A 25,127-nucleotide genomic window follows, 5' to 3' on the forward strand; every position below is an offset into this window, starting at 1 on the left:
ATCGATAAGGGGCGCGCTTTCAGCGCCCCTTGAAGCCTTTCGCAATCACGTACCATTCCGAGGAGCCCTTGCGGCTCGCCGGGGGCTTGGCGTGCTTGACGCTGGCAAAGTGCCGCTTGAGCAGCGCCAACAGCGTCGTATCGGTCCCTCCGGCCAGGACCTTAGCGATGAAGGTACCGCCCGGCGCCAATGTCGCGATCGCGAAGTCGGCGGCGGTCTCCACCAGTCCCATCGTGCGCAAATGGTCGGTCTGCTTGTGGCCGACGGTATTGGCCGCCATGTCCGACAGCACCAGATCGGGCGGGCCATCGAGCGCGCCTTCGAGCGCCGCCGGAGCCTCGTCCGCCATGAAATCCATCTGCAGGATGGTGACCCCTTCGATCGGCTCGGTCGGCAGCAAGTCGATGCCGACAATGCGCGCGTTCGGGCAGCGCTGCCGCAGCACCTGGCTCCAGCCGCCCGGCGCGATACCGAGGTCGACCGCGCGCGCCACGCCTTTGAGCACCGCGAACTTCTCGTCGAGCTCGATCAGCTTGTAGGCCGCACGGCTGCGATAGCCGTCCGCCTTGGCCTGCTTGACGTACGGATCGTTGATCTGCCGCTGCAGCCAGCGTGCCGAACTGGTGGTGCGCTTCTTCGCCGAGCGCAGCCGCTCCCCCGGATCGCGGCCAGAGCGGCTCATGGCTGATTCGCGCGGATGTCGCGCGCCTTCGGCTGCAAGCGCTCGCCATGGCCGTGCGACGAAATCAGACTGCGCAAAATGCCTTCGCGGATACCGCGATCGGCCACGCCGAGACGATGCGCCGGCCACAAATCGAGGATCGATTCGAGAATCGCGCAGCCCGCCACCACGAGGTCCGCCCGTTCGCGGCCGATGCAGTTGACTTGCCGCCGCTCCTCGATCGACATCGAGGACAAGCGCGTGCTGATGTCGCGCATCGAACTGGCAGGCACGATCAGCCCGTCGACGGCACGCCGATCGTACTGGGGCAGCTCGAGATGCAGGCTCGCCAGCGTGGTGACGGTGCCGCTGGTCCCGAGCAGGCGCAGCGCGCCCAGACTTCCGGCATCGGCCCGCGTCGCTTGCGTGCGGCGCGCGAACCCGGCGAAACTCTCGGACACGAGAGAATGCATGTGGCGATAGCGCGCCAGGCGGTCTTCCAGGCTATTGCCCTCGCCGCCGCAGGTTTCGGTCAGCGAGACCACGCCCCAGGGGACCGATTGCCAGTCGAGAATGCGCGGGACCGTGTCGGTGCTCTCGATCAGGACGAGTTCGGTGGAGCCGCCGCCGATGTCGAAGATCATCGCCGGGCCGCGGCCTTCCTCGAGCAGGACATGACAGCCCAGCACGGCCAGACGCGCTTCTTCGCGCGCACTGATGATATCGAGCGCGATGCCGGTTTCGCGGCGGACCCGCTCGATGAATTCGGCGCCGTTGACGGCGCGGCGACACGCCTCCGTCGCGACCGAACGCGCCAGGAAGACGTTGCGACGCATGAGCTTTTCCGCGCAGACGCGCAGCGCCGCCATCGTCCGCTCCATCGCCTGATCGGACAAGCGCCCGGTCTGCGCGATCCCTTCGCCCAATCGGACGACGCGGCTGAAGGCATCGATGACGGTAAAGTTCTCGCCCGATGGCCGCGCGATCAAAAGCCGACAATTGTTCGTGCCGAGATCGATCGCGGCGTAGGACTGCCGCCCACCTCCTGCGGGCTTCGGTCTGTTTGGCGGTTCGGCCCGACGCGGTCCCGCGTCCTGCCCTCCGCCACTTGGCTGACCACCGACACTGTCGCCGCCTGCGGCAGACCGGAATCGGGGCGCCCCACCCCGGCGCGGCCTGGACCGCGCGTTTCCCCAATCCGGCCCGCGGGCCTTGTGCATCGGCGGATCCTGATCCGCCATATATTCCTACTTCTCACTGCTTACGCATCACGTCCGCGAGCGCGGACACCTGCCAACGATGCTAACGATCCGTGAACCAACCGGCAAGTCCGCGATAGCTTGACCCGAATCGGCTTCCCCCCTAGAGGGGCGCGCTCCTGCCCCGTCGTCTAAAGGTAAGACTACGGACTCTGACTCCGTCAATCGAGGTTCGAATCCTCGCGGGGCATCCAAGCTGCGGTCGCAAGCGATCGCATGGAAGCGTAAAAACCTATTCAATCCGGCCCTTTCCGGCGAGGTGCACCCGCGTGTCGTCGTCTCCGGCGTGCTTGGGCGATGGGATAGCGGGGTATCGTTCAGCGCCGCGCTTGGCCGTACGGCCCGCCCCATCTCCGAATCGGCTGAGGACTGCGCCAGGCGCTCGCTTGCAGCCCGGACGATTTGACATTTGTCCGCGAACGGTTTGGCCACGCGTGCGTTTGGTTGGTTTGCGTCGCGGCAGCGGCTGGTTTCGGTCGTCAGGCCGTTGGCGGAAAAGGAGCGCGGGATGGCCAGCAAACTCATCGGCGAAGTCGGATCGTGCCTGCGGTACGGCAGGCCACCCGGAAACGATTCCGATGAACGCACCTTGCAACGCGGTTTCGCCGGCGCCAGCGCTGGGGGCCCTCCGCGATGATCCCGATCTGGTTCAAGGTGGTGGCGATCGCGCTGCTGCTGATCGGGGTGGTCAGCGCGCTCTACATGGCCGTGGTGATGCGGCGCCATCCGCCGAAGATGGCGGTCATGCAATTCGTCTGGCCACTTTGCGCGCTGTTTGCCGGGCCGCTGCTGATCTGGTTTTACCGGCGTTACGCTGCGCCCGGCACCGACGAAGCGCCGTTCGCCGCAAAAGTCGCCAAGGGCACGCTGCACTGCGGGGCGGGATGTACGCTCGCCGATCTCGTGAGCGAGAATGTCGCGCATCATTTTCCGGGCGTGCTCAAGCTCTTCGGATTGGGCTCGCTGTTTTCTCAGCACATCTTCGCGACGTGGGTGATGGACTACGTCCTCGCACTCGGGACAGGCATCGTCTTTCAGTATTTCGCCATCGTACCGATGCGCGATTTGTCGTTCGGCAACGGCATCGTGACGGCGGCGAAGGCGGACTTCCTTTCGCTGACGAGCTGGCAGGTCGGCATGTACGGTCTGATGGGGCTGGCGCACTTCCTCCTGTTTCCCGCGTGGTTCGGAACCAGGGTCGATGCGGGAAGTCCGATCTTCTGGGCCGCGATGCAATTCGCGATGATGGCGGGCTTCGCTACCGCTTATCTGCCCAACTGGATGCTGATCCGTACGGGCGTGAAAGAGGAGATGTAGCGCGGTCCTCAGCCGCCCGCCGGCATGCCCTCCATGTCCTGCGTATCCCGCATATCGTGCATCCGGCCATCGAGGTCGGCCATGATGAAATAGGTCCCGCCCGCCATGATCGCGAGCAGGATGGTGGAGAACATCACCAGCAGCAGATCTTCTCGCGATTGTCGGCCGGATAGGCTGAGGTGCAGGAAATTGCGCGCGTGAGTCATGACCTGCAGCAAGGCGGCGATGCAGATGGCGCTGACTTTCCACACGGTCGGCAAGTGCGACAGGAGCGCCGCGAATGCGCCGACGGTCAGCAGCAGGCTGACGCCGAAGCCGATCGCATAGTTGCGCAATTCGTGGCTGGCGCCATCGTCGGGATCGAGCATGTCGGTATTGGATTTGGTCATGCGAGCGGCACCAGAAACACGAAGGAGAAGATCCCGATCCACACCAGATCGAGGAAATGCCAGAACACGCCCAGCATCGACAGGCGGATCTTCACCGCGTCATCGATGCCGCGCCACACGATCTGCCCCATCATCGCGATGATCCAGACGATGCCGGAAGAGACATGGACGCCGTGCAGGCCGACGAGCGCCCAGTAGGAACTGAGCCAGCCGCTGGCCTGCGGCACCCCGCCCTCACCCGCCTGGCTGACGAAGTCCTTGATCTCGAAGAACAGGAACCCCGCGCCCAATGCGGCGCACACCGCCAGCCAGCCGAGAACCCTGGCCCGGCTGCAGTTGTATTTCACCGAGAGCGAGACGCCCCCGTAAGCGGTGCCGCCCAAGAGCAGAAGCCCCGTCTGGATGGCGACGCTGCGGATGTCGAACAGGTCCTTCGGCCCCGGTGCGCCGGCCAAGCCGAGCGGATCGAGGTAGGAGGCGTAAGCAGCGAAAAGGATGCCGAAGATGATGAGGTCGCTCATCACGAAGACCCAGAACCCGAACACGGTCGTCTCGGCACCGACATGCGCTTCGCCATGCGAATCGCCAAGGTTCAGGCCGGGGTAGAGGGTGTTGTCGCTCATCCCGCGAACTCCGACAGATCGGGCACACCCTGATTGCGTTCGCTCGCCTCGTCGGCGCGCGTGACCGGGGTCAGGCTTGCGACGCGTTCGCGGAATTTCCGGTCCTCTTCGCGCACTTGGGAGGCGGGAATGATCTTCGGCTCGATTTCGCGCATGCCGCGCACTGCCATGATGCCGGGGATGGCGAGGAAGCTGACGATCGCCAGCCACCAGATATGCCAGACCATGGCGAAGCCCAGGCCGAAGCTCGCCGCCGCGATCAGCAGGCCGTGCAGGGTGTTCGCGGGCATTTCGATGTCGGAATAAGTATCGGGCGCGCGCCAGGGATCGCCGGCGCGCTTGGTCTCGCCCCAATCGTCCCGCGCGGTCACTTCGGGGATGCACGGGAAGGTCCATTCGGGCACGGGGGCGGGCGTCGACCATTCGAGCGTGGCCCCATTCCAGGGATCGCCGCCCGGCACCGCCAGCTTCGTGCGGTTCTTGAAGCTGGTGCGGAATGTCCAAAACAGGCTCGCAAGCGCGGCCAGCATCAGACAGGCACCGACTTCGGCGACGATCATCCAGGGCATGAACGCGGGGTTCTGGAACGTGGGCGAGCGCCGGGGCAGGCCCATCAGGCCCAGCACGTAGAGCGGCAGGAAGGTGAGCATGAAGCCCGCCACGAACAGCAGCGCGGTGCGCCGCCCCCAGGTCTCGTCCAGGCGATAGCCGAAGGCCTTGGGGTACCAGTAGTGAATGCCCGCGAGCATGCCGAACAGCGTGCCGGGAATGATGACGTTGTGAAAATGCGCGACCAGGAACGTGGTGTTGTGCACCTGATAATCGATCGAGGGATTGGCGAGGATAATGCCCGAAAGTCCGCCGATCACGAACAGCAGGAAAAAGCCGGTGAGATAGACGATCGGCGTGGTGAGGCGCACCCGGCCGCGCCACATCGTCGCCATCCAGTCGTAGATCTTCACGCCCGTGGGAATGGCGATGATCATCGTGGCGATGCCGAAGGCAATGTTGACGCCCGCGCTCTGCCCCATCGTGAAGAAGTGGTGCAGCCACACGGTGAAGCTGATCACCGCGATGCTCATGCTGGCGATCACCAGCGAGGTATAACCGTAGAGCTTCTTGCCCGAGAAGGTGGAGCTGATCTCTGAAAAAACGCCGAACGCCGGAAGGATCAGGATGTAGACTTCGGGATGCCCGAACATCCAGAAGATGTTGGCGTAATTCATCATGTTGCCGCCGCCGTCATTGGCGAAGAAGCGGAAGCCGGCGTAGCGATCGAGCGCGAGCATGGCGCTTGAGACGGTCAGCGCGGGCATGGCGTAAATCAGCATGATCGCGACGCACAGACTGGTCCAGCAGAACAGCGGCATGCGCATGAACTCCATGCCCGGCGCGCGGTTCTTGAAAATGGTGACCGCGAAGTTCATCCCCGTGAGCGTCGATCCAAGGCCCGAAATCAGGATCGCCCAGACCCAGTAGTCGACGCCCTCGCCCGGACTGTATGTGATGCCGGTGTAAGGCGGGTACATCGTCCAGCCACCGGTGCCGAACTTGCCGATCAGCAGCGAGATCATCACCAATCCCGCGCCCGCCGCCGTAAGGCCGAGGCTCACTTGGTTGAGCACCGGGAACGCCATGTCGCGCGCGCCGAGCTGTTGCGGCAGCACGAAGTTGATGAGCCCGATGAGCAGCGGCATCGCCACGAAAAATATCATGATCGTGCCGTGCGTACTGAACAGCTGCGAGAAATGCTCGGGCGCGACGAGACCTTTTTCGGGCTCCGCGAGCGTCCCCAGCGCGGTCGTCTGATGCGTGCGCATGACGAAGCCCTCGGCGATGCCGCGCGCCATCATCACCAGTCCCAACACGATATACATGATGCCGATCTTCTTGGCGTCGGGCGACGTCAGCCAGTCCTTGAACAGCGGCCCCCACCACTTCTTCCAGGTGATCAGCGCGATCGTGACGATTGCACCGAGCACCAGCACGGTTGCCGCGCCGGCGCCGACCAGGGAGTTGCTGTCCACCTTGCGCAGCAGGTCGGTATAGGGCGTGACCGACCAGTCGAGCCGGCCGAAGATCGGGCTGGTGGTGCGTGTCACTGGCCGCTCTCCTTGCTCGAGCCGTAGTGCGAGCCGGAGTCTTGCGGCATTCCGGTTCCGCCCCAGCGTGCAGTCAGCGCCTTTCCGTCACGATGGTATTTGGCGATGATCTTGTCGAACACGTCCTGCCCCTCGAGCGCCATCGTGATCGGTTGGGCACTGCCTCCCAGGCCCAGTTCGCGGCGAGCCTGGGCCAACACCGATCGCCGGCGCAATGTCGCATAAGTCGCCTCGTTCAACGGCACGTCGCGGCTGCGCTTGGTCCAGGCGGTGAAATCGTTGCCGCCAAGCGCTCTCACGGTGAATTTCTGCCGCCCGAAGCCGTTGCCGTTGAATTGCGTGTTCTCGCCCTCGGCGACGCCGGGGCGCACGGCGGAGAAGTTCAGCTTGGTCCGCATGCCGGGCATGGCATAGATCTGCCCGGTCAGCGGCGCGATCAGCAGGCTTTGCATTACCGTGTCGGTGGTCAGCGTCATTTCGATCGGGCGCCCCACCGGCAAGGCCAGTTCGTTCACGGTCGCGATCCCCTGATCGGGATAGATGAAGACCCATTTCCAATCGAGCCCGATCGCCTGGACCCGCAAGGGATCGGGCCCCATGCTGGCATAGGGATCGAGCTTTTGCGTGGAATGCCACAACCATCCCGCCAGCATCGCGACCACCAGCATCGGCACGCCCCACAGCGCGAATTCGAGCGGCTTGGAAAACTCCCAGCGCGGCTCGTACCGGCCTTTTGCGCCGGCATAGCGATAGCGCCAGAGGATGAGCGGCACGCCGATCAGCACCGGCAGGATCACGATCATCGCCATCCCGATCACACGCAACAAGTGCGCCGACTGCTCCTGCGAAACCGGCCCCATCGGCTGCAGGAAGCTTTCCCGCGCTTGTGCCAACACGCTGGCCGGCATGGCGCAGGAGGCGATCAGCAGCAAAACGGCTAGCCATCGCCCCAGCGGCAGTCTCGTGGTTCTTGCCAAGGCGTCTTTCTCCGCTATCTCGCGCGCCCGCTGCACCGGAAGTGCGAGAGGGCGCATGCCACGCCAATCCCCTCTCGAACAAGGCGAATTGTGTCTGCCCGTTGCCGGCAGAGCCGAAGCGCCGCAAAGTCGGGAACCGCCGCGTCGAGCGACACGTTCCTCACCGCGCAACAGGGCAAGACAGGCAGACAATGCGATGAGCCCGCATCTCTTTACCCTCGGTATCAGCGAATTCACCACCCTGCCCTGGACGTTCGACGAAGACGTCGAACGCTACGCGCGCCTCGGTATCGATGCGATCGAAGTGGTCGAGGCCAAGCTCGATGACGGTCGCTACGCCGAACAGATGCAATCCATCGCTGCGGCGGGCCTTATCATAAGCGCGGTGCAGCCCCGGGTGCGGACGTTCTTCGACAGCCGGATGATGCCGACGCCCACGGCGCTCGACGAACGCGTCGCGTGTCTGCGCGCTTCGATCGAACGTCTCGCGAGGTTCGCGCCCGGCGCGCCGTTCATCACCAATACCGGCGCGCACCCCAAGGGCGACATGGCCGAAGCGATGACCGTCGTGGCCGAAAAGCTGGGTGAACTGGGCACGATCGCGGCCGATCACGGCGTCCTCCTCGCGCTCGAACCGCTGAACCCGACTTCGGTCAATGTCGAAAGCGCGATCTGGACGGTCGATCAGGGCCTGGAGATCATCGAGCGATCGGGCAGCGATACGGTCGGCCTGTGCCTCGATTTCTGGAACGTGTGGCAGAACGCCGGGATCGAGGGCGCGATCGCGCGCGCCGGAAATCGGATTTTCACCGTGCAGGCGAGCGACTGGCGCGCGCCGCGTTCATTTGCCGACCGCATCGTGCCGGGCGCTGGCGTCATCCCGCTCGATCGCCTCATCGCCGCGACGCGCAAGGCCGGCTACGACAAGCCCTGGGTGGTCGAGATCTTTTCCAACGACGTCGCGGATTCGCTGTACGAGACCGATCTCGAATCGGTGATCCAGCAGTCCCGCGCGGGCATGACGGCCGCCTGGCAGGCCTCCGAAGCGCTGCTGTGATCGCTTTTCTTTTGTCAGGCAGGAGCGATCGTATTGCTGGCGCGTTTCAAAACCGTGCCCGACGCACACGGGGCTAACGCAAGCCCAGACTGAACACATCGAACGACATCTTCCCGTGTCGAACGCCGGATCGAGCCGGTGACTGGCAGGCCCTGCGCATCATGGGCTTGGCAGTTGTGAGCGATCGCGATCCGATCCGCGTTTCGAACCGGGGCGCCCCCGCTGAAACCGGGAGCGGCATCCAGCGATCCGGAGAATGCGACCATGACCGAGACTTATGACCTCATCGTCATCGGCAGCGGCCCCGGCGGCGCTTCGCTCGCGCAGCGCCTTGCGCCCACCGGCAAGCGCATCCTGATCCTGGAACGCGGCGACTATCTCCCTCGCGAGGAAGCGAACTGGAGTTCCAAGGCGGTCTTCGTCGAAGGGCGCTACCAGGCCGATGAGACCTGGACCAATGCCAAGGGCGATACCTTCAGCCCGCAGCTCCATTACAACGTCGGCGGCAATTCCAAGGTCTATGGCGCGGCGCTGTTCCGCTTGCGCGAGCGCGACTTCGAGGAAGTGCGGCACGCCGGCGGCGTCTCGCCCGCCTGGCCGCTGTCCTACGCCGATTTCGCGCCGTTCTACGACGAGGCGGAGCGGCTGTACCACGTCCATGGCGCGCGCGGCGAAGACCCGCTCGAGCCGCCTTGCGACACCCCCTACCCCTTCGCCCCGGTGCAGCACGAGCCGAAGATCGCCGAACTTTCCGACCGTCTGACCAATATCGGCCTGCATCCCTTCCACCTGCCGCTCGGCATCCTGCTCGACCAGCAGCCGGACGGGAAACCGACGCCGACCAGCGTGTGCATGCGCTGTTCCTATTTCGACGGCTTCCCCTGCCTGCTGAACGGCAAGGCCGATGCGCAAGTGATCTGCATCGATCCGATGCTGGCCAAGTACGACAACGTGACGATGCTGACGGGCGCTTACGTCTCGCGGCTCGATACCGATGCCAGCGGCCGCAAGATCGAGACGGTGCACGTGACCCGCGACGGCAAGGAAGAAACCTACACCGCACCCGTGATCGTCGTCGCCTGCGGATCGCTGTCTTCGGCGTTGCTCCTGCTGCGATCGGCCAACGACCAGCATCCCAACGGCCTGGCCAACGGATCGGGACAAGTGGGGCGCAACTACATGCGCCATGAAATGTCGGTGTTGATGGCGGTGATGAAGGAGCCGAACGAGACGGTGTTCCAAAAGACGCTCGCCTTCAGCGACTTCTACTTCGGATCGGACGACTGGGACTATCCGCTGGGCCTGGTGCAGATGATGGCGGCCAGCCACCCCGAACAAGTGAAGGGCGAATCGATGCCGCAGTGGCTCGATTGGCTACCCGACATGCCGTTCGAGGAAATCGCGCGTCATTCGATGGATTTCTGGCTGCAGGCCGAAGACCTCCCGCATGCCGACAACCGCGTCTACTACAAGGACGGCAAAGTCCATCTCGACCTCGTCGAGACCAATCCCGAGGCGCTTTCCCATCTCAAGCGCAAGCTCAAGCAAGTGCTGTCGGATGCTGGCCTGCCCGCCGTATTGCTCGACCGCTCTTTGTACCTCGGCAAGGACATTCCGCTCTCGGGGACCGCGCATCAGGCCGGGACCTGCCGTTTCGGTACGGACCCCGCGACATCTGTCCTGAACCTCGATTGCCGGGCGCATGAAGTCGACAATCTCTACATCACCGATGCCAGCTTCTTCCCCTCGATCGGCGCGGTGAACCCCACGCTGACGATCATCGCCAACGCCTTGCGGGTCGCCTCGATCCTGGAGGACCGGCTGTGAACGAAGCGCACGTCGCGGCTTTCGTGGTGCGTTGCGGGCTGGTGCTGCTGTTCTTCCCGTTCAGCGCGCTCGACAAGGTACTGAACTTTCCCCACGCGGTCGGCCAGGCGCAGGAGATCTTCAAGCCGAAGCCGCTTGCCGCCCTCGTCATCCTGATCGGGCTCGGCATCGAGGTGTTCGGCTCGCTCGGGGTCATCACCGGTATCGCCGACCGGATCTGCGCGCTCATTATCGCCGGCTATTGCGCGGCGACGGCGGTGCTCTTCAAGCAGTTCTGGGCGCAGGGCGATTTCTGGAGCGATCCGGATGGCAAGGGCCGCACGCTGCTGTGGGATTTCCTCAAGAACCTGTCGCTGGGCGCGGGTTTCCTGCTGATCGTCATCGGCACGGATGGCAGCAGCCTCGCCCAATTTCTTGCCCACCCCTTCGCATCCAGCAACCCTTACGGAGGTTAATCATGAGCGACGATGCCGGCCCCCGGCCTTCCACGTCCTTTGCCCATCTCTACGTCGATGCTGACGGTGTCAGTCGCTTCAAGCACTGCGAGTTGACCGGGTACGAGAAGAAAAGCATGGGCCCCGCCGATCCGCAGTGGAATGACGAAATGGCGCGCGGCGAGGCGACCGTGGTCTTCACCGTCCAGCCCGTCGGCTGGGTGGGCGAATGGCACGAGAACCCGGCACCGCAATGGATCGTCGTGCTGTCCGGCCGCTGGTTCATCGAAGCCATGGATGGCACCCGGATCGAGCAGGGCCCGGGCGAATTCTCTTTCGGCGAGGATCAGAATTGCACGGAAACCGATGGCAAGAAGGGCCACCGCTCCGGCACCATCGGCGATGAACCCTGCCGGCTGATGTGCGTGCAACTGCATCGCGCGCCCAATCGCGAGCCGTGCAAGGTCTCATGACCTGGCGCGCGATCGCCGGTTTCCGGCTGGTCAGCGCCGATCCAGAAAAGCTGGCCGGGTTCTATTGCGCGCTGGGATTCGAAGCGGGCGAGCGTGTGCCGATTTCACGGGACGAGATGGCGGTGCTGGGTCTCACGGGGCGCGGGTGGCGACTGCCGCTGACGCTGGGTCCGAGCCGCCTCGATCTCGATGCCTTCGAATTGCCGGGCGAAGCCTATCCGCAAGACACGCGGGCATCGGACGTTATCTTCCAGCATTGCGCCCTCGTCACCGACGACGCGGCGCACTGGTGGCACCGGGCGCAAGCGGCAGGAGCCTTGCCGATCAGCCGCGACGGCCCGGTTACGCTTCCCAAGTCCTCGGGCGGCGTCACCGCAATCAAGTTGCGCGATCCGGAAGGTCATCCGCTCGAACTGCTGCAGTTTCCGGAAGGCTCACGATCCGACTGGCGGGGGCGGGGCATGCTCGGCATCGATCACAGCGCCATTGCGGTAAGCGATGTGGACGAGAGCTGCCGCTTCTATGCCGCGCGGGGCCTGACGACCGGTGATCCGTCGCTGAACGAAGGTCCGGAGCAAGCCGCGCTGGATGGCCTCGACGATCCGAAAGTCGATGTCGTTCCCATGAACCCCGCGAGTATGCCGCCGCATCTCGAACTGCTCCGCTATCGACAGCCCAAGGGTCGCGCGCATGCGCCGTTGTCGGCGAACGACATCGCCGCCACGCGGGTGGTGTGGCCGGCCGGAACGGACGCGCTCGTTCGCGATCCGGACGGGCACTTGCATCAGCTTATTCGATAAGGTCGATTGCCAGCAGGAAGCTGCTTGCCGCAATGAACAGCCGCTGCCCACTCTCGCCGCCAAACGCGCAGTTCGAGACGACCGTCGGCGTCGGGATAAAGCCCAGTTTCTCGCGCTGTGCCGACCAGACATGCACCCCGTCCGCCGCGCTCGCCCAGACCCAGCTGCGCGCGTCGATCGCGAAGCCATCGGGATAGCCGTGATCGGCGTGGCAGAAGAACCGGCGGTTGGACAGCGCGCCGCCCCGATGCACGTCGACATCGAAGGCGATGATCTCGTGCTTCGCGCCGGCCTCGAAGCCCGGCACTTCGCCCAGAGACAGTGAGGTATCGGAAACGTAGAGCGTCCCGCCATCGGGACTGAAGCCGATGCCGTTGGGCTGCTCGAAATCCGCCATCCGGGCCAGATCACCAGTCGCGGGGTCGAAGCGATAGATGCTGCGATGATCCAGTTCAGGATCCGCCAGCGCGCCCTGGTTGGGCATGACGATGCCGAAGATCGGATCGGTAAACCAGATCGCGCCATCATTCGCGACTGCCAGGTCATTGGGCGAATTGAGCCGCTTGCCGTGGAAATGCGTGATGATCGGCGTCGCCTCGTCCGCCTGCCCTGAAGAGCGGCTGATGCAGCGCCGGCCATGCTCGCAGTGCACCAGATCGCCATCGGGCAGCAGCGCGTTGCCGTTCATGAACCACGTGCCTTCAATGACAATCTCGACATGACCATCGGGGTACCAGGCCAGCAAACGCCGGTTGGGCACATCGGAAAAGACCAGCCGCTCCGCCGCCGGTTGCCAGACCGGCCCTTCGGCGTGGAGCGCGCCTTCGTGCAGTTGCAGGAGCTTGGCGTCTTCGCTCAGGACGCCGCGCAACCGGTCATCGTCGAATTGCACCCCGCGCCAATCCGCGACCGGCTTGGGCGCGCCCGCTCGCCGTAACAGCCGCGTCGGCAGCAGGTCCGTACGCGAGCGATCGTCATCCGATTGGCCGTTGGTCATCACGCTTGTCCCATGGTTCGTCGCTTGTCATCGAAGGAACGCGCGGCCAACCACGATGGTTCATGGGCGAATGCGCGCATTCGATCCACGCCCACCACGCCGTTGACCAAGCGCCGCGCGCCTGCCAAGCGCGCCGCCATGACCGCGAACAAGCCCGGCGATCCGACCACGCTCAACCGTCTTTACGGCCGATCCGTCGGCAAACCGCTGCGCGCCGGGCAGCAGGCGCTGGTGGACGATCTGCTCCCCAGGATTAGCGTTCCCGAAGACGGGCCGATCACCGCCGAGCGCCTGTTCGGCGAGCCGCGTCCGCTTCATTTCGAGATCGGCTTCGGCGGCGGCGAGCACATGGCGCAACGCGCCGACATGCTGCCCGATCACGGCTTCATCGGCGCCGAGCCCTTCCTCAACGGCGTTGCGCAGGCGCTGGTCCACGTTGCGGGCGACGACGGCGCGCACCCCCCGCTGGGGAATGTGCGGATCCATCACGGCGATGCGCTCGAGGTGCTGGCGCGCGTGCCTGATGGCGCGCTGACGATGGCCTACCTGCTGCATCCCGATCCCTGGCCCAAGGCGCGCCATGCCAAGCGGCGGATGATGAACGACGGCCCGGTCCGGATGATCGCCGATAAGCTGAAGCCGGGCGGCGAGTTCCGCTTCGGCACCGACCACCCCGTCTATCTGCGCCACGCCTTGATGGTGATGCAGCGCTTCACCGACGAGTTCGAATGGCTCTGCGAGACGCCAGGCAATTTCCTGACGCGCCCCGGCGGCTGGCCCGAAACCCGCTACGAAGCGAAGGCCCGGCGGCAGGGGCACGAAGTCTGGTACTTTCGATTCAGGCGACGCTAGACTACGCTGATGTTGTAAAAACAACGACTTAGCGCAAAACACTTACGCCAGAATTGCCTCCAATTCGCCCCTTTTTCCGCTTGCGTGATTACCCGGTGATTGCCAGAAAAGGCCACGAGGTATCGCATGGCAACAGGAAAAATCAGCAAGCGCACGGTCGATTCGCTCCCGGTTGGACCAAAGGAAAACTATCTTTGGGACACCGATCTCAAGGGCTTTGGCGTCAAGATTACAACTGCTGGATCAATCAGTTACATAATCCAGTTCCGAATGGGCGGACGAGAAGCGAAGACCCGTCGTTTCACGATCGGATCACATGGATCGCCTTGGACACCGACTACTGCACGCTTGGAAGCTGAGCGATTGTTGGTGATTGTTGCGCAGGGCATTGATCCGGTTGATGCGGAAAAGCAGCGCCGCCGGGAAGCTGTCGACCTCGCCTTCTCGAATTACGCTGACCTCTTCACTCGCTCCTGCAAACGCGAGGGATGGCGTCGCCTCGTGGAGCGATCCATTCGCCTCTACCTCAAGCCCACATTCGGAATGAAGGCGCTGCCAGCGATTACGAAGATCGACGTCGTTTCGGTTCTCGATCAGATGCCGCCCAAGCAGGTGGCAAACCGGCGAAATGTCTTTGCCGTTATGCGCCGCCTGTTTCGCTGGGCCGTCAGTCGCGGAGATATCGATCGCAATCCGATGGAGGGCATGGAAACGCCGCCTCCGGTCAAGCCACGAGAGCGCTGGCTCAAGGATGGCGAACTCCGCCATATCTGGAATGCGGCGCCGGAATGTCATCGCTGCTTTGGTCCAATTGTCAGGCTTCTGATCGTAACCGGACAGCGCCGTGAAGAAGTCTCCGGGATGCACTGGCAGGAGCTCAGTCGCAGCGAAAGATTATGGACCCTGCCCGGATCTCGAACCAAGAACGGAGAACCTAACTCCATTCCCCTCAACGATCTTGCAATCGCCGAGCTCGACCGGGAGGCTCGCGGCGAGAGGTGGCCGCGTAAGGGCCGTGTTTTCGCGACAGCTAGCGGGGCGGGCTTTACGGGATACGCCAAAGGGAAGGTGAAGCTCGACAGCCTGATCGAGGAACGTTGCGAAGAGCCGCTCGAAGCCTGGCGCCTTCATGATCTACGACGAACCCTCGCAACGAACTTCCAGCGGCTTGGCGTTCGGTTTGAAGTCACCGAAGCCGTTCTCAACCATGTGGGCGGATCTCGCGCCGGAGTCGCCGGCATCTACCAGCGCCACGACTGGAAGGACGAAAAGCGCCAGGCGCTCGATGCCTGGAATGACCACCTCGCGACGGTTCTGTCCGAGAGTGGGGAGACGACCTAAAATATTGGCGAGGGCTAGGGCGTCTGCTGGTTCAAACGTCCGACAAGAGCGGGTACCAGATCCTCAATGTGTTGATGATATGCGCGTACCGCTCGGTTTGAGCCATCGAACCCTTGCTGCGCTTTTCGCTCAATTTGCTCAAGGGCATGCGGCGCGCCAGGCCAAATCACCGGCTCGAGTTCACGTAGCGGATGGAGTCTGTCGCTAATGCGTTCGACCAAATGTACGCGAAACCGATTGCCTGAGCTTGCCGCGATGTCTCTGAAGGCGCGCGCCAATCGGTCGGCATAAGCACCTCGCGTGTCGTTTGATCCTTCGTTGATTGTCAGTGATTTGTGATCGTTGTCGGGAGCCTGCTCCAAAAGCAGGGCGTTGACTTGCAGAATGTCGCGCAAGGCCTGTTCGGTAAGCAGCGGTACGCGAAATCCTTCGCCGGGCGTGAGGTCGACCAGCCCTTCACCGACAAGCTGGTTCAGGCTGTCTCTTACCGGCGTCATGCTCACTCCGAAATCGTCAGCGAGTCGCATCGCCTCAAGCTTCGTACCGGCCCGGAAGCGCCCTTCCAGCAATGCATCTTTCAACCGCCTGTACGTAGGCTCGAGGACGTGAGCGGGACTCATCGTCCGCCGCGGCGCGTCTTGGCGAACTCACGAACCGCTTCTTTCTGGTCGGGGCGCAGACTATCGGTTGCCTGAGGGAATTCGGGCACCTTGTCGCTCAGCAAAACCGACGGGCATTGCCCTTCGAAATTACCCAGGTTCGGACGGTGCTGCACATATCCGGCGAGCTCGGCGAGTTCGGGAGAGAACTCTTTTGCTACTGCTGGTGGATAGGCCAGCCAGAGATTCTCGTAGGGTTTGAGCCAGCCGAGACTGTAGCCGATTACGACACCGCGGCGGACATCCTCGGTCTGGTTTGGTCCCGCTCCATGGACGGTGGAGCCGAGAAAGCAGATCGCATCGCCGGGCTTGCAAACAGCTACTATGGGATCGTCGAGACTTTCGAGATTGTCGACAGGCTTCCTGTGCGTCCCGGGGTAGATGCGTGTCGCGCCATTGAGGCGAGTAAATTCGGTCAGCGGCCAGATGACGTTGAGAAGATATTCGTGATCGCCCTTGCGGCCTGCCCACATATCCTGATCGCAATGCGGAAACTGTTCTATCTCGCCGGGATGGATCGCGATCGCCTGGGCGACATTGAGCTGTATCCGGTCGCAGGCGCTGCCGAGAATTGCGCGGGCGAGCGATAGGACTAGCGGCTGCAGGACTAGATCGCCTGCGACCTGCGACCGGCGAAGCAGGCTTCCAAACCGTTTAGTCCGATGGCCATAGAAGTCTCCCTTGCCGAGGGGCGCCTGCGCAAATGCACCTTCCAGGTCGGCATCGAGTGCGGCGATCTGTTGCTCGGCGACAAGCTGCGGAATGATGCAATAGCCATCCTCTTGCAGCTGATCGAGCCAATGCGCCTCCCTCGGCCCAGTCATGCTGCCAGCTCCATGCCGCCATAGGCTTCCGGCTTAGGATTGCGGCAGTAGATCCCTGCGTTGGCGAGTTGCGCGCGTGTATCTTGGTCGATGTCGATCCGAAGAGCGACAAGCTGCTGCCCATCGATAGAAACGCACGGTCCAAGCTGCTGGCAGCGCCAGCCGAACTGGGCGATCTGACGGAACCAGGGCACTGGGGCGACCGCCGAATAACCAGAGATCCCTTCCGATATTGCAAAATCGGCGAGTGCGGAGACGAGCTGGTTGCGGACACTCCGGCGATCAGCGCGCGGCAACGTGGGATCGATACAGAATCGGGTAATCTCGCGAAATGCCTCATCCTGCGGAACAGGTCCGGTGCACAGCTGCGGAAAGAGATCGCGTAAGATATGAGGTCCATCAGAACGCAGGAGCCGGGCCGATGCGCGATGCTCGCACTTTTCGCCGGTGAGGACGAGATAGGCGGCCGAGGGCGTATCGAACTGGTCGATTTCAAAGGTCCCGTCGAGCACCGGAACGTCCCACCCAAGAAGATCCACGAACACGCGCTTGCGCGCCTCGAACATGGCGCGAAGTGCCGGATCGACCAAGTTTGCACCATTTATACCGCTGCTTTGCTGCATGAAGATTACCTGTGAACTTGATGACTGCTCGCATCTCATCAAATCCGGATAGGCAGCGACATACCAAGAACTGGGGAGGGCCACATCTGGCGCTCTACAGGGGAGAGTTTACTGGCCATCCCACCTTTGCGATGAGCGTCAGCGTTTGAAAATCATCAAGATACGACAGGTATCTTATCGGTCCGATTCTGTTCATCCCGGGAAGGTCACAAGCTGGCTATGAATGCAAAAGTCATCACGAACTTCCAGCTTGGCAGCCGCGAATCCTCTTCGGCGCCTGATGTCTTGCCCCTCGCTACAGAGCATGCGCTGCAATCCGCCGGAGCTGCTTTCCATGCGCTCGCCGACACCATGCCGCAGATGGTATGGTCGACTCTTCCCGACGGCTCCCACGATTATTACAATGCGCGCTGGTATGAATTCACGGGTGTCCCTGTCGGATCAACCGACGGCGAAGGATGGGCCGGGATGTTCCATGAGGATGACCAGGCCGACACATGGAAGAAATGGAACCACAGCCTCGCTACCGGCGAACCGTACGAGGTTGAATATCGCCTGAGGCATCACAGCGGCGATTATCGCTGGATGATCGGTCGTGCGCTGCCGATCCTCAACGAGGAGGGTGAGATCCAGCGCTGGATCGGCACTTGTACGGATATCGACGAGCAGAAGCGCACCGCCCTCCAAAACGAAATCCTGAGTCAAGAGCTCAGCCATCGCATCAAGAACATCTTCGCGATTGTTTCCGGTTTGATCAGCCTGACAGCGCGCGCAAATGAAGCGTTCGGTGAAGCGTCGCGCGACCTGCTGGGCCGGATTTCCGCGCTGGGGCGCGCGCACGAATTCGTCCGGCCCCACAGCGAAAAGTCCCAGCCCGAGGGCAAGGAAGTGACCCTCGCCACGCTGCTTGCGACGATCTTCGAGACCTATCCTGCCTTTTCCGAAAGAAGGATTGCTATTTCCGGCCCCGATATCGCGGTCGAAAGCCGCGCCGCCACGCCGGTTGCATTGGTGTTCCACGAGCTGGCTACCAACGCGATGAAGTACGGAGCTCTGTCCAATCCCGAGGGAAGGATTTCGCTGGACCTTTCAACCGAGGACGAGATGGTCCGCTTCCGCTGGAGGGAACACGGAGCTCACATCGACAAGGCGAGTGAGCCTCAAACGGGTTTCGGAAGTCGCCTCATCGAGTTGGCCGTGAAGCAACAGCTAGGAGGCAATTACGAGAGAACCTGGCATGACGATGGCGTTGAACTCGTCATGGATGTCCGAAAAAGCAGGTTGCAGGAGCCTAGTTAAAGAAGAGCCTAAGACGGGCTGGCGGATCGATTTTTTCGCCCTTCCGGACCGCAATGACATAGTCGAGAACCTGCTTGAGAATGCTAAGATCGACCGGTTTTTCCAGCGCGCCCAGCGTTCCGCTCACCCCTTCGCCGAGTTGTGCGGGATTGGCGGTTACGAAAATAACCTCGATCCCGAAATCCGCAGCAAGCTTCTCGCCGATCCTCGGACCAGTGGCTCCATCGGCCAGATTGACATCGACGAGCGCCACATCGATCGCGTCTGAAGCCTTTGCCAATGCCGATTGCATGTCGTCGGCTATGCCTGCGGATTCATGACCGAGATCGTGAACCACCGCCTCCATTTCGACAGCTATGAGGAATTCGTCTTCGACAATCAGAATGGTGGTCGGCATGGAAAGCTATCAAAAGTTAAATGACGAGGCTCTGTAGTGAGGGGACGGACAGGGCGCATATTCGTTCCCTCGCCTCGTCGCATCCGGCTTCGATCGAAATAGCTTCAAGACGCGCACCCGTTCCGACGGCATAGCTTCACTATCGGGCGCCAGGACCACGACCAAAGAGCGTATCTATGATGGGGCATTCCGGAACATCACCGCCTTCGCAGCGGGCTGATACATCGGCTAGCGTGCGCTCCAACCTAGTCAAATCAGCAATTTTAGCTCGCACGCTGGCCAGATGGTTATTGGTCAGATCCCGAACCTCGCCGCAGCTGTAGGGGTGCGAATCAACGAGGCTGAGCAGGCTTTTGAGCTCCTCGATCGAAAAACCCAGATCGCGGCCGCGCAAGATAAAGCCGAGCCGCGCCTGGTCGCCGGGTGGATAGAGCCTGTGCCCGCTTGCCGTACGCTCGGGAGGCTGAAGCAGACCGATGTTCTCGTAGTAGCGGATTGTCTCAAGGTTGCAGCCCGACCGTCTGGCCAGTTCTCCCCGTTTGATCACTTGCGATGCTGTCATGAGCCATATGCCAATTAGTGCTTGAACCTGTAGTTACTACAGGGAGTACATTGGTTTCCATGGTCGATCAAATGCACAAGAACGCGCAGCGCTTATGGGCGAGCGGCGGGACGCTCGGCGCGATACTCGCCTCGTCCTGCTGTATTGCCCCGCTGTTATTGCTGAGCCTTGGCATCAGCGGCGCGTGGATCGGCAATCTCACTGCGCTCGAACCGTACAAATGGGTATTTATCGCCATTGCGGTTGTCTTTTTGGCCCTTGGATTCCGGCACGTCTATTTTCGGCAAGCCGAACCTTGCGAAGACGGAACATATTGCGCGCGGCCCGGAGCAAACCTGCTCGTCAAAAGCTCCCTGTGGCTGGCGACCGTATTGGTCGCTGCCTCGTCCACGGTCGAGTGGTGGGCGCCGCAATTCTACTAGGAGTTCGAAAGATGAAGAAGACGATGATCGTCGCAGTTGCGATACTGGGACTGGCCGGAGCGGGTATCTGGGCAGCGACCTTGTTTCCGCCAAACTCCGACGAACGGGTTCAACAAAATTCTGCGCATCTGCAATCGGCAAGTTTTGCGGTCGAGAATATGACCTGCGCGACCTGCCCGATAACGGTTCGGCGCGCGATGGAAGGCGTGGCAGGCGTGCACGAGGTGACTATCGATTACGAGACCAGGACGGCGACTGCGCAGTTCGATCCTGAGCGAACAACCACAAGCGCGATCGCCGCGGCGTCGACCGAGGCCGGATATCCGGCGATCCTTTCAGAGAGCGCGCTATGATCGAACTGAAGTCCGAGATCACATGCCCTACTTGCGGGTACAAAAAGCTCGAAAGAATGCCGACGGATGCCTGCTGGTTTTTCTACGATTGCAATGGTTGCGGTGTGAAACTCCGCCCCAATGCGGGCGATTGCTGTGTCTTCTGCTCATTCGGCACCATCCCCTGCCCGCCGATCCAGGAAACGCGTGCCGATCGCAAGGGCGCCACATGTTGCGGAGGGCGGTGAGATGAGTACGCGAAACTTCGATCTTATAGTGCTGGGTGTTGGTATGGCGGCCGTAAATGCCGCCAACAAATGCGCCTCAGCCGGTTGGTCGGTCGCGGTGGTCGACGAACTGCCTTATGGCGGCACCTGCGCCCTGCGCGGCTGCGATCCGAAGAAAATGCTCCGCCGCGGGGCGGAAATCATCGACGCAGCGCGGCTCATGCACGGCAAGGGCATCGAACCGAACGACATCGCCATCAACTGGCCCGATCTGGTCGCCTTCACGCAGACGTTCACCGACAAAATGCCCGGTCGGATCGAAAACGGTCTGGAGAGCAACGGCGTCACTACCCTTCACGGGAAAGCGCGCTTCGTCGGCGAAGATACCGTCGAAATCGACGGCGAGGGGCAGTTTCAGGCAAACCATTTCCTGATCGCAACGGGTGCCAAGCCGCGGACGATAGATGTTCCCGGCTCCGAACACCTTACCGACAGCACCGAGTTCATGCGGCTCGATGCGCTGCCCGAACGCATCCTGTTCATCGGCGGCGGCTTCATCTCGTTCGAGTTTGGCCATATCGCAGCACGCGCCGGCAGCGAGGTGTGCATGATCGATCGCGGCGAGAGACCGCTTAAAGGTTTCGATGCCGATCTTGTTGAAAGACTCGTCGCGCGAGGCGAGGAAGTCGGCGTCCAACTGCGACGGCGCACGTCACTCAAATCCATCAAGAAGGACGGGACGGACTTTCTTGTCACGGTAGAAACGGGTAGCGAAACGAAAGATTTGCGCGCCGATCTCGTCGTCCAAGGCGCGGGCCGCGTCGCGGCAATTGATCAGCTCGATCTGGCCGCAGCCAATGTCGAGGCAGGTGACAAGGGCGTTGCGGTCAACGCCTACCTGCAAAGCACGTCCAACCCGAAAATCTACGCTGCCGGGGATGCCGCCGATACGCAGGGTGCCCCGCTTACGCCTGTCGCGGTTTTCGAGGGCAAGGTAGCTGCGTCCAATATGCTCAAGGGCAACCGGACCAAGCCGGATTATTCGGGAGTTCCGAGCGCTGTATTTACCGTACCGGAGCTAACCCGCGTTGGCATGCTCGAACAGGATGCACGAGAGGCCGGGCACGATATCCGCGTCGTCGAGAATGACACCGGCGACTGGTATTCCAACCTTCGCGTTGGCGAAAGCTGCGCTGCAACCAAGGTTATAATCGATAAGGACAGCGACACTATCCTGGGCGCCCATCTGCTCGGACCCGAATATGGCGAAATCATTAATTTCTTCGGTTTGGCCATCCGACTTGGACTGACAACAAGCGATCTCAAGAAAATGGTATCGGTGTATCCGAGCGTGGGCTCCGATCTTGGCTCCATGCTATCGTAGTTGCGCCTCGCTTGGTCCAGTAAAGCCATCAACCGGGTAATCCCGTTTGCGATCGACAGTCGAAATCTCGATAGAGGTCAGATGATGACCTTTCTCGCATATCTCGGTGCTGCAATTGCTGAAATTGCGGGCTGTTTCGCTTTCTGGGCGTGGTTGCGTATGGACAAGTCGGCTTGGTGGCTCGTTCCGGGCGTGGCTTCACTCGTCCTTTTTGCCTATTTGCTAACGCTGGTCGATGCCGAGCATGCAGGTCGAACTTATGCTGCCTACGGCGGGGTCTACATTCTGTCCGCGCTTTTGTGGCTTTGGATCGCAGAAGGCGTGAAGCCCGATCGGTGGGACACTCTGGGCGTGGCGATCTGCCTTGTAGGCGCCGGCGTCATCTTGCTCGCCCCCAGACCGGTATGAGGCACATCCGCATCAAGCCAAAGGGAATATACCACGCGTCCGATTGGCGATCGCTACCAGCGACAACATGACAGGCACTTCTACGAGGACGCCTACCACCGTAGCCAAAGCAGCTCCGCTCCCTAGGCCGAACAGGCCGATCGCAACCGCCACCGCCAGTTCGAAAAAATTGGACGTGCCGATAAGAGCGCAGGGCGCGGCTACTGCGTGCGGGACCTTCCACGCTTTGGCCCAGCCATAAGCGATGAAGAAGATGCCGTAGCTTTGGACAACAATGGGCGCTGCAATCAGCGCGATCAACAGCGGTCGGGCGACAATGGTTTCCGCCTGGAAGCCGAACAGCAGCAACACCGTCAGCAGCAGGCCGATGATCGAGAGCGGCTTCATGCGCCCCGTGAATTCGGACACCGCCGCTTCATCGCCGCCATGGGTCGCGAGAAGCCGATGCCGCACAATGGCACCGGCTGCGAGCGGCACGACCACATAGAGCGCGACCGAGAGCAGCAGCGTCTCCCACGGGACCGCAATGTCGGTCACGCCCAGCAGCAGCGCGACAATGGGCGCGAAGGCCACGATCATGATGAGATCATTCGCCGCGACTTGCACCAGCGTATAGGCAGGATCGCCCCTGGTGAGCTGCGACCATACGAAGACCATCGCGGTGCAAGGGGCCGCACCCAGCAGGATCAGCCCGGCGATGTATTGCTGGGCATCGGCAGGCGCGATCAGGTCGGCAAAGACGACCTCGAAGAACAACACGCCAAGTGCAGCCATCGTGAAAGGCTTGATGAACCAGTTCACTACCAGCGTGATGATCAGGCCCTTTGGCTTGTCACCGACGCGACGCACCGCGCCGAAATCGACCGCCACCATCATCGGGAATATCATCGCCCAGATCAGTACTGCGACGACAAGATTGACCGAGGCGTATTCGATGCCCGCTAGCGAGGCGAATAGCTCTGGCGCTGCATTGCCGAGCGCAATCCCGGCGAGGATCGCGCCGCCGACCCAGACCGAAAGCCATTTCTCGAACAGGCCTAGCCCCGCCGCGCGGGCGTCCATGTCAGCAGCTGCAGCGGTCATTGTTCATCCGCCTCGTGGCCAATGGCTTGCAGCTTTTCGCGCAGGGCAATCTGCTCGAAGCTGGCAATCGGCAGCGCCAGCATCAGGTCGATACGGCGCTTCAGCATGCGAAACGCATCGAGGAAGGCCGCTGCCTTCTCTGCATCGCTGCCCTCGACCGCCGCCGGATCAGGAATGCCCCAGTGCGCGGAAGTCGGACGACCCGGCCATACTGGGCAAGTCTCGGCCGCCGCGCTGTCGCAGACGGTGAAGATCAGATCGAATTCTGGTCCTTCGGCAAACTCGCTCCAGCTCTTTGAGGAATAGCCATCTGCCGGATAGCCCAGTGTCTTGAGCGTATGGATCGCCCAGGGATTCACTGTGCCGATCGGATTGCTTCCGGCGCTGTAGGCCTTGAATCGACCCTCACCGTCTTGGTTGAGGATTGCCTCACCCAGGATCGAACGAGCGGAATTGCCCGTGCACAGGAACAGCACGTTCAGCGGTTGATCTAACATCAGTTACCTCAGCAGCAGGACGTCTTGGCAGGTGCCAGTTGCGGCGCGCAGCAGGCGCCCAAAGTGGCAATGGCAGATGCGAGCTGGTCGAGGTCAGGACTGCCGCCATAGGTCGTGCTCTCGCCATCGGTCAGAAAAGCTTCCCAGACGACGCCATCTGGATCGGCGATCCAGCTCTTTTCCGACTGCGCGTAGCAGCAAGTCGTCGCGCCTTCTTCGAGCACCGGGCGGTCAGCAGCCTTGAGGCGGCCATAGACCTCTTCGAGTTCGCTCTTGTCCTCGACCTGCAAGCCGACATGCTCGATGCCTTTGGCAGCAGCCTCGCGCATCGAAATCGCGAAGTTGATGCGCGGATCTTCCAGCATCCACTTGGCATAGTCGGCCTTCACCACGTCGGGCTCGGCACCGAACAGGCTTGAATAGAAGGCAATAGAGTGGTCGATGTCGGTCACGCCGACATGCACGTGAAAGCGTTTCATCAGGCGCTCTTTCGTTGAGGAGAAGGAAAGCATTCGGTATCCTGGGAACAGGACATGCCGCCGCAGCAGTTCTCGGTGAGGTAGCCCATCAGGCCATTCATCGCGGCATAGTCCGCCGAATAGATGATCGAGCGGCTTTCGCGCCGCTGGGTGACCAGCCCCGCATTGCCCAGTTGGGCAAGGTGAAAGCTCATTGAAGACGGAGGCACTTGGAGTTTCTCAGCTAGCACCCCAGCGGCAACGCCTTGCTCCCCGGCCTGCACGAGCAGGCGGAATGCGGCGAGGCGATGCTCCTGTGCCAGAGCAGATAGGGCTCGGATCACGCGGTCGGCTTGCATCGCTCACTCCAATGATTCGATAACTATTAAAATATCGAAATGCCGAGAGAAGTCAAATTGCTTTCTGAACGGTTGCGAAATAGGCAGTACGGCCATGTTCGAGTGATTGAGAGGCAGTGGCGCGAAAACTAGCCTGTGTCCCGCCAACGGATAATGTCGGCAAACCCGATCAACCCGTCGAACAGCGCCGCGACGACGAGGGACTGTTTACAATGGACCTGGTAGCGCTCGCGGGCCATCTTAAGATGCTGAATGACGGTTTCGGTGCTGATTTCGAGTATCATGGCCGTTTCAGCTGCAGTCTTCCCTCTTGCAACCCAAAGCAGACACTCCCGCTGCCGATCGGTCAGGGAAGGGACCTTCTGAGAACGGCGGTGCAAAATTAGACCACGGTAGCGGCGGCGAAGTGCTGCTGCGGGCGGCGTAAAAGTCGTCCACTTTTTCCCTTTCGCGATGGCGGCGAGGGGGATGAGGGATTTACACC

Annotated in this window: 31 protein-coding genes and 1 tRNA gene; 15 read left to right on the forward strand and 17 right to left on the reverse strand. The window is 61.9% G+C overall.

Going from position 1 to position 25,127, the window contains the following annotated elements; translation table 11 throughout:
* Positions 1-19 precede the first annotated feature (19 nt).
* Together GQO94_RS12465 and GQO94_RS12470 are read right to left on the reverse strand one after the other, a co-directional pair.
* Positions 20-682, reverse strand: a complete 663-nt coding sequence (locus GQO94_RS12465; RefSeq protein ID WP_156841889.1) for an RlmE family RNA methyltransferase — start codon at positions 680-682, stop codon at positions 20-22.
* The gene (locus tag GQO94_RS12470; protein WP_232332914.1) at positions 679-1,902 is read right to left on the reverse strand and encodes a Ppx/GppA phosphatase family protein; all 1,224 of its coding nucleotides are present in this window, start codon (positions 1,900-1,902) and stop codon (positions 679-681) included. Before GQO94_RS12470 ends, GQO94_RS12465 begins: the two co-directional genes overlap by 4 nt.
* A 138-nt stretch (positions 1,903-2,040) precedes the next feature.
* Here GQO94_RS12470 and GQO94_RS12475 point away from each other — a divergent pair.
* Both GQO94_RS12475 and GQO94_RS12480 read left to right on the forward strand, forming a co-directional pair.
* Positions 2,041-2,114: transfer RNA gene (locus GQO94_RS12475), tRNA-Gln, on the forward strand.
* A 439-nt stretch (positions 2,115-2,553) separates the two neighbouring features.
* The gene (locus tag GQO94_RS12480; RefSeq protein WP_156841891.1) at positions 2,554-3,237 is read left to right on the forward strand and encodes a DUF4396 domain-containing protein; all 684 of its coding nucleotides are present in this window, start codon (positions 2,554-2,556) and stop codon (positions 3,235-3,237) included.
* Positions 3,238-3,245: 8 nt separating this feature from the next.
* Here the strand turns inward: GQO94_RS12480 and GQO94_RS12485 are convergent, their stop codons facing one another.
* Genes GQO94_RS12485 through GQO94_RS12500 form a run of 4 tightly spaced genes read right to left on the reverse strand, consistent with a single transcriptional unit; the run spans position 3,246 to position 7,328 of the window.
* The gene (locus GQO94_RS12485; protein WP_198045943.1) at positions 3,246-3,626 is read right to left on the reverse strand and encodes a cytochrome o ubiquinol oxidase subunit IV; all 381 of its coding nucleotides are present in this window, start codon (positions 3,624-3,626) and stop codon (positions 3,246-3,248) included.
* A complete protein-coding gene (locus tag GQO94_RS12490; protein ID WP_156841892.1) occupies positions 3,623-4,249 on the reverse strand; it encodes a cytochrome c oxidase subunit 3 in 627 nt (208 codons plus the stop codon). The genes GQO94_RS12485 and GQO94_RS12490 overlap by 4 nt, the downstream gene beginning before the upstream one ends.
* On the reverse strand, positions 4,246-6,351 hold the full coding sequence (locus tag GQO94_RS12495; RefSeq protein ID WP_156841893.1) for a cbb3-type cytochrome c oxidase subunit I: 2,106 nt from the start codon (positions 6,349-6,351) through the stop codon (positions 4,246-4,248). Before GQO94_RS12495 ends, GQO94_RS12490 begins: the two co-directional genes overlap by 4 nt.
* Positions 6,348-7,328 carry a cytochrome ubiquinol oxidase subunit II family protein gene (locus tag GQO94_RS12500; RefSeq protein ID WP_156841894.1) on the reverse strand — a complete coding sequence of 327 codons (981 nt, stop codon included), beginning with the start codon at positions 7,326-7,328 and terminating at the stop codon, positions 6,348-6,350. The genes GQO94_RS12495 and GQO94_RS12500 overlap by 4 nt, the downstream gene beginning before the upstream one ends.
* Positions 7,329-7,524: 196 nt before the next feature.
* Here GQO94_RS12500 and GQO94_RS12505 point away from each other — a divergent pair, with 196 nt between their 5' ends.
* The 5 genes from GQO94_RS12505 to GQO94_RS12525 all read left to right on the forward strand — a co-directional run bounded on the left by GQO94_RS12505 (position 7,525) and on the right by GQO94_RS12525 (position 11,919).
* A complete protein-coding gene (locus tag GQO94_RS12505; RefSeq protein ID WP_156841895.1) occupies positions 7,525-8,385 on the forward strand; it encodes a sugar phosphate isomerase/epimerase family protein in 861 nt (286 codons plus the stop codon).
* Positions 8,386-8,649: 264 nt separating this feature from the next.
* Positions 8,650-10,212, forward strand: a complete 1,563-nt coding sequence (locus GQO94_RS12510; protein ID WP_156841896.1) for a GMC oxidoreductase — start codon at positions 8,650-8,652, stop codon at positions 10,210-10,212.
* Complete coding sequence (locus tag GQO94_RS12515) at positions 10,209-10,667, forward strand: DoxX family protein (protein WP_156841897.1); 459 nt, start codon at positions 10,209-10,211, stop codon at positions 10,665-10,667. Before GQO94_RS12510 ends, GQO94_RS12515 begins: the two co-directional genes overlap by 4 nt.
* Positions 10,668-10,669: 2 nt before the next feature.
* Positions 10,670-11,119: a cupin domain-containing protein gene (locus GQO94_RS12520; RefSeq protein ID WP_156841898.1), complete on the forward strand. Its 450-nt coding sequence runs from the start codon at positions 10,670-10,672 to the stop codon at positions 11,117-11,119.
* Entirely contained in the window at positions 11,116-11,919 is an 804-nt protein-coding gene (locus GQO94_RS12525; RefSeq protein ID WP_156841899.1) for a VOC family protein, read from the forward strand. Before GQO94_RS12520 ends, GQO94_RS12525 begins: the two co-directional genes overlap by 4 nt.
* On the opposite strand, the gene GQO94_RS12530 is transcribed toward GQO94_RS12525, so the two are convergent.
* Positions 11,909-12,916: an SMP-30/gluconolactonase/LRE family protein gene (locus GQO94_RS12530; RefSeq protein WP_156841900.1), complete on the reverse strand. Its 1,008-nt coding sequence runs from the start codon at positions 12,914-12,916 to the stop codon at positions 11,909-11,911. The two genes, GQO94_RS12525 and GQO94_RS12530, sit on opposite strands and share 11 nt — an antisense overlap.
* 138 nt (positions 12,917-13,054) lie before the next feature.
* Between GQO94_RS12530 and trmB the strand changes: the two genes are divergently transcribed.
* Complete coding sequence (gene trmB, locus GQO94_RS12535; RefSeq protein WP_156841908.1) at positions 13,055-13,768, forward strand: tRNA (guanine(46)-N(7))-methyltransferase TrmB; 714 nt, start codon at positions 13,055-13,057, stop codon at positions 13,766-13,768.
* A gap of 126 nt (positions 13,769-13,894) precedes the next feature.
* Positions 13,895-15,109, forward strand: coding sequence for a tyrosine-type recombinase/integrase (locus GQO94_RS12540; RefSeq protein ID WP_029140603.1), 1,215 nt, complete (start codon positions 13,895-13,897; stop codon positions 15,107-15,109).
* Positions 15,110-15,123: 14 nt separating this feature from the next.
* Here GQO94_RS12540 and GQO94_RS12545 read toward each other — a convergent pair whose 3' ends face one another.
* From GQO94_RS12545 to GQO94_RS12555, 3 genes are read right to left on the reverse strand one after another with little or no spacing between them, the layout of a single operon-like run.
* Complete coding sequence (locus GQO94_RS12545; RefSeq protein ID WP_230279203.1) at positions 15,124-15,690, reverse strand: GntR family transcriptional regulator; 567 nt, start codon at positions 15,688-15,690, stop codon at positions 15,124-15,126.
* 35 nt (positions 15,691-15,725) lie between these two features.
* Complete coding sequence (locus tag GQO94_RS12550; RefSeq protein WP_010239387.1) at positions 15,726-16,592, reverse strand: phytanoyl-CoA dioxygenase family protein; 867 nt, start codon at positions 16,590-16,592, stop codon at positions 15,726-15,728.
* A complete protein-coding gene (locus tag GQO94_RS12555) occupies positions 16,589-17,215 on the reverse strand; it encodes an acyl-homoserine-lactone synthase (RefSeq protein ID WP_050775909.1) in 627 nt (208 codons plus the stop codon). Before GQO94_RS12555 ends, GQO94_RS12550 begins: the two co-directional genes overlap by 4 nt.
* 219 nt (positions 17,216-17,434) lie before the next feature.
* Here GQO94_RS12555 and GQO94_RS12560 point away from each other — a divergent pair, with 219 nt between their 5' ends.
* Entirely contained in the window at positions 17,435-18,514 is a 1,080-nt protein-coding gene (locus tag GQO94_RS12560) for a sensor histidine kinase (protein ID WP_054522828.1), read from the forward strand.
* On the opposite strand, the gene GQO94_RS12565 is transcribed toward GQO94_RS12560, so the two are convergent.
* Both GQO94_RS12565 and GQO94_RS12570 read right to left on the reverse strand, forming a co-directional pair.
* A complete protein-coding gene (locus tag GQO94_RS12565; protein WP_010240358.1) occupies positions 18,507-18,911 on the reverse strand; it encodes a response regulator in 405 nt (134 codons plus the stop codon). The genes GQO94_RS12560 and GQO94_RS12565 overlap by 8 nt on opposite strands.
* Positions 18,912-19,050: 139 nt before the next feature.
* Positions 19,051-19,473 carry a MerR family transcriptional regulator gene (locus tag GQO94_RS12570; protein ID WP_010240361.1) on the reverse strand — a complete coding sequence of 141 codons (423 nt, stop codon included), beginning with the start codon at positions 19,471-19,473 and terminating at the stop codon, positions 19,051-19,053.
* Positions 19,474-19,532: 59 nt separating this feature from the next.
* Between GQO94_RS12570 and GQO94_RS12575 the strand changes: the two genes are divergently transcribed.
* The 5 genes from GQO94_RS12575 (at position 19,533) to GQO94_RS12590 (ending at position 22,246) form a co-directional block, all read left to right on the forward strand.
* Positions 19,533-19,895 carry a mercuric transporter MerT family protein gene (locus GQO94_RS12575; RefSeq protein WP_010240364.1) on the forward strand — a complete coding sequence of 121 codons (363 nt, stop codon included), beginning with the start codon at positions 19,533-19,535 and terminating at the stop codon, positions 19,893-19,895.
* A gap of 11 nt (positions 19,896-19,906) precedes the next feature.
* Positions 19,907-20,248, forward strand: coding sequence for a heavy-metal-associated domain-containing protein (locus tag GQO94_RS12580; protein WP_047819462.1), 342 nt, complete (start codon positions 19,907-19,909; stop codon positions 20,246-20,248).
* Complete coding sequence (locus GQO94_RS21265) at positions 20,245-20,475, forward strand: GDCCVxC domain-containing (seleno)protein (protein ID WP_082379137.1); 231 nt, start codon at positions 20,245-20,247, stop codon at positions 20,473-20,475. The genes GQO94_RS12580 and GQO94_RS21265 overlap by 4 nt, the downstream gene beginning before the upstream one ends.
* Positions 20,435-21,838: a dihydrolipoyl dehydrogenase family protein gene (locus GQO94_RS12585; protein ID WP_197465581.1), complete on the forward strand. Its 1,404-nt coding sequence runs from the start codon at positions 20,435-20,437 to the stop codon at positions 21,836-21,838. Before GQO94_RS21265 ends, GQO94_RS12585 begins: the two co-directional genes overlap by 41 nt.
* A gap of 81 nt (positions 21,839-21,919) precedes the next feature.
* Positions 21,920-22,246 carry a YnfA family protein gene (locus tag GQO94_RS12590; RefSeq protein ID WP_054522830.1) on the forward strand — a complete coding sequence of 109 codons (327 nt, stop codon included), beginning with the start codon at positions 21,920-21,922 and terminating at the stop codon, positions 22,244-22,246.
* 12 nt (positions 22,247-22,258) lie between these two features.
* Here GQO94_RS12590 and arsB read toward each other — a convergent pair whose 3' ends face one another.
* The 5 genes from arsB to GQO94_RS12615 all read right to left on the reverse strand — a co-directional run.
* Positions 22,259-23,329, reverse strand: a complete 1,071-nt coding sequence (gene arsB, locus GQO94_RS12595) for an ACR3 family arsenite efflux transporter (protein ID WP_054522831.1) — start codon at positions 23,327-23,329, stop codon at positions 22,259-22,261.
* Positions 23,326-23,826 carry an arsenate reductase ArsC gene (locus GQO94_RS12600; protein WP_029140661.1) on the reverse strand — a complete coding sequence of 167 codons (501 nt, stop codon included), beginning with the start codon at positions 23,824-23,826 and terminating at the stop codon, positions 23,326-23,328. Before GQO94_RS12600 ends, arsB begins: the two co-directional genes overlap by 4 nt.
* An 8-nt stretch (positions 23,827-23,834) precedes the next feature.
* Positions 23,835-24,305, reverse strand: a complete 471-nt coding sequence (locus GQO94_RS12605; RefSeq protein WP_010240701.1) for an ArsI/CadI family heavy metal resistance metalloenzyme — start codon at positions 24,303-24,305, stop codon at positions 23,835-23,837.
* The gene (locus GQO94_RS12610) at positions 24,305-24,643 is read right to left on the reverse strand and encodes an ArsR/SmtB family transcription factor (RefSeq protein ID WP_010240699.1); all 339 of its coding nucleotides are present in this window, start codon (positions 24,641-24,643) and stop codon (positions 24,305-24,307) included. The genes GQO94_RS12605 and GQO94_RS12610 overlap by 1 nt, the downstream gene beginning before the upstream one ends.
* Positions 24,644-24,771: 128 nt before the next feature.
* A partial coding sequence (locus GQO94_RS12615) for a helix-turn-helix transcriptional regulator (protein ID WP_198045944.1) occupies positions 24,772-25,127 on the reverse strand: 356 nt, incomplete at its 5' end.

It is taken from the genome of Novosphingobium aquimarinum, assembly GCF_009746585.1.
GTDB classification, from domain to species: domain Bacteria; phylum Pseudomonadota; class Alphaproteobacteria; order Sphingomonadales; family Sphingomonadaceae; genus Novosphingobium; species Novosphingobium aquimarinum.

What these genes read in the sequence shown, in the direction of transcription:
- GQO94_RS12465 (WP_156841889.1), bottom strand. Translation starts at nt 682, where the DNA reads ATGAGCCGCTCTGGCCGCGATCCGGGGGAGCGGCTGCGCTCGGCGAAG.
- GQO94_RS12470 (WP_232332914.1), bottom strand. Translation starts at nt 1,902, where the DNA reads ATGGCGGATCAGGATCCGCCGATGCACAAGGCCCGCGGGCCGGATTGG.
- GQO94_RS12480 (WP_156841891.1), top strand. Translation starts at nt 2,554, where the DNA reads ATGATCCCGATCTGGTTCAAGGTGGTGGCGATCGCGCTGCTGCTGATC.
- GQO94_RS12485 (WP_198045943.1), bottom strand. Translation starts at nt 3,626, where the DNA reads ATGACCAAATCCAATACCGACATGCTCGATCCCGACGATGGCGCCAGC.
- GQO94_RS12490 (WP_156841892.1), bottom strand. Translation starts at nt 4,249, where the DNA reads ATGAGCGACAACACCCTCTACCCCGGCCTGAACCTTGGCGATTCGCAT.
- GQO94_RS12505 (WP_156841895.1), top strand. Translation starts at nt 7,525, where the DNA reads ATGAGCCCGCATCTCTTTACCCTCGGTATCAGCGAATTCACCACCCTG.
- GQO94_RS12510 (WP_156841896.1), top strand. Translation starts at nt 8,650, where the DNA reads ATGACCGAGACTTATGACCTCATCGTCATCGGCAGCGGCCCCGGCGGC.
- GQO94_RS12520 (WP_156841898.1), top strand. Translation starts at nt 10,670, where the DNA reads ATGAGCGACGATGCCGGCCCCCGGCCTTCCACGTCCTTTGCCCATCTC.
- GQO94_RS12525 (WP_156841899.1), top strand. Translation starts at nt 11,116, where the DNA reads ATGACCTGGCGCGCGATCGCCGGTTTCCGGCTGGTCAGCGCCGATCCA.
- GQO94_RS12530 (WP_156841900.1), bottom strand. Translation starts at nt 12,916, where the DNA reads ATGACCAACGGCCAATCGGATGACGATCGCTCGCGTACGGACCTGCTG.
- trmB (WP_156841908.1), top strand. Translation starts at nt 13,055, where the DNA reads ATGACCGCGAACAAGCCCGGCGATCCGACCACGCTCAACCGTCTTTAC.
- GQO94_RS12540 (WP_029140603.1), top strand. Translation starts at nt 13,895, where the DNA reads ATGGCAACAGGAAAAATCAGCAAGCGCACGGTCGATTCGCTCCCGGTT.
- GQO94_RS12550 (WP_010239387.1), bottom strand. Translation starts at nt 16,592, where the DNA reads ATGACTGGGCCGAGGGAGGCGCATTGGCTCGATCAGCTGCAAGAGGAT.
- GQO94_RS12555 (WP_050775909.1), bottom strand. Translation starts at nt 17,215, where the DNA reads ATGCAGCAAAGCAGCGGTATAAATGGTGCAAACTTGGTCGATCCGGCA.
- GQO94_RS12560 (WP_054522828.1), top strand. Translation starts at nt 17,435, where the DNA reads ATGAATGCAAAAGTCATCACGAACTTCCAGCTTGGCAGCCGCGAATCC.
- GQO94_RS12565 (WP_010240358.1), bottom strand. Translation starts at nt 18,911, where the DNA reads ATGCCGACCACCATTCTGATTGTCGAAGACGAATTCCTCATAGCTGTC.
- GQO94_RS12570 (WP_010240361.1), bottom strand. Translation starts at nt 19,473, where the DNA reads ATGACAGCATCGCAAGTGATCAAACGGGGAGAACTGGCCAGACGGTCG.
- GQO94_RS12575 (WP_010240364.1), top strand. Translation starts at nt 19,533, where the DNA reads ATGGTCGATCAAATGCACAAGAACGCGCAGCGCTTATGGGCGAGCGGC.
- GQO94_RS12580 (WP_047819462.1), top strand. Translation starts at nt 19,907, where the DNA reads ATGAAGAAGACGATGATCGTCGCAGTTGCGATACTGGGACTGGCCGGA.
- GQO94_RS21265 (WP_082379137.1), top strand. Translation starts at nt 20,245, where the DNA reads ATGATCGAACTGAAGTCCGAGATCACATGCCCTACTTGCGGGTACAAA.
- GQO94_RS12590 (WP_054522830.1), top strand. Translation starts at nt 21,920, where the DNA reads ATGATGACCTTTCTCGCATATCTCGGTGCTGCAATTGCTGAAATTGCG.
- arsB (WP_054522831.1), bottom strand. Translation starts at nt 23,329, where the DNA reads ATGACCGCTGCAGCTGCTGACATGGACGCCCGCGCGGCGGGGCTAGGC.
- GQO94_RS12600 (WP_029140661.1), bottom strand. Translation starts at nt 23,826, where the DNA reads ATGTTAGATCAACCGCTGAACGTGCTGTTCCTGTGCACGGGCAATTCC.
- GQO94_RS12605 (WP_010240701.1), bottom strand. Translation starts at nt 24,305, where the DNA reads ATGAAACGCTTTCACGTGCATGTCGGCGTGACCGACATCGACCACTCT.
- GQO94_RS12610 (WP_010240699.1), bottom strand. Translation starts at nt 24,643, where the DNA reads ATGCAAGCCGACCGCGTGATCCGAGCCCTATCTGCTCTGGCACAGGAG.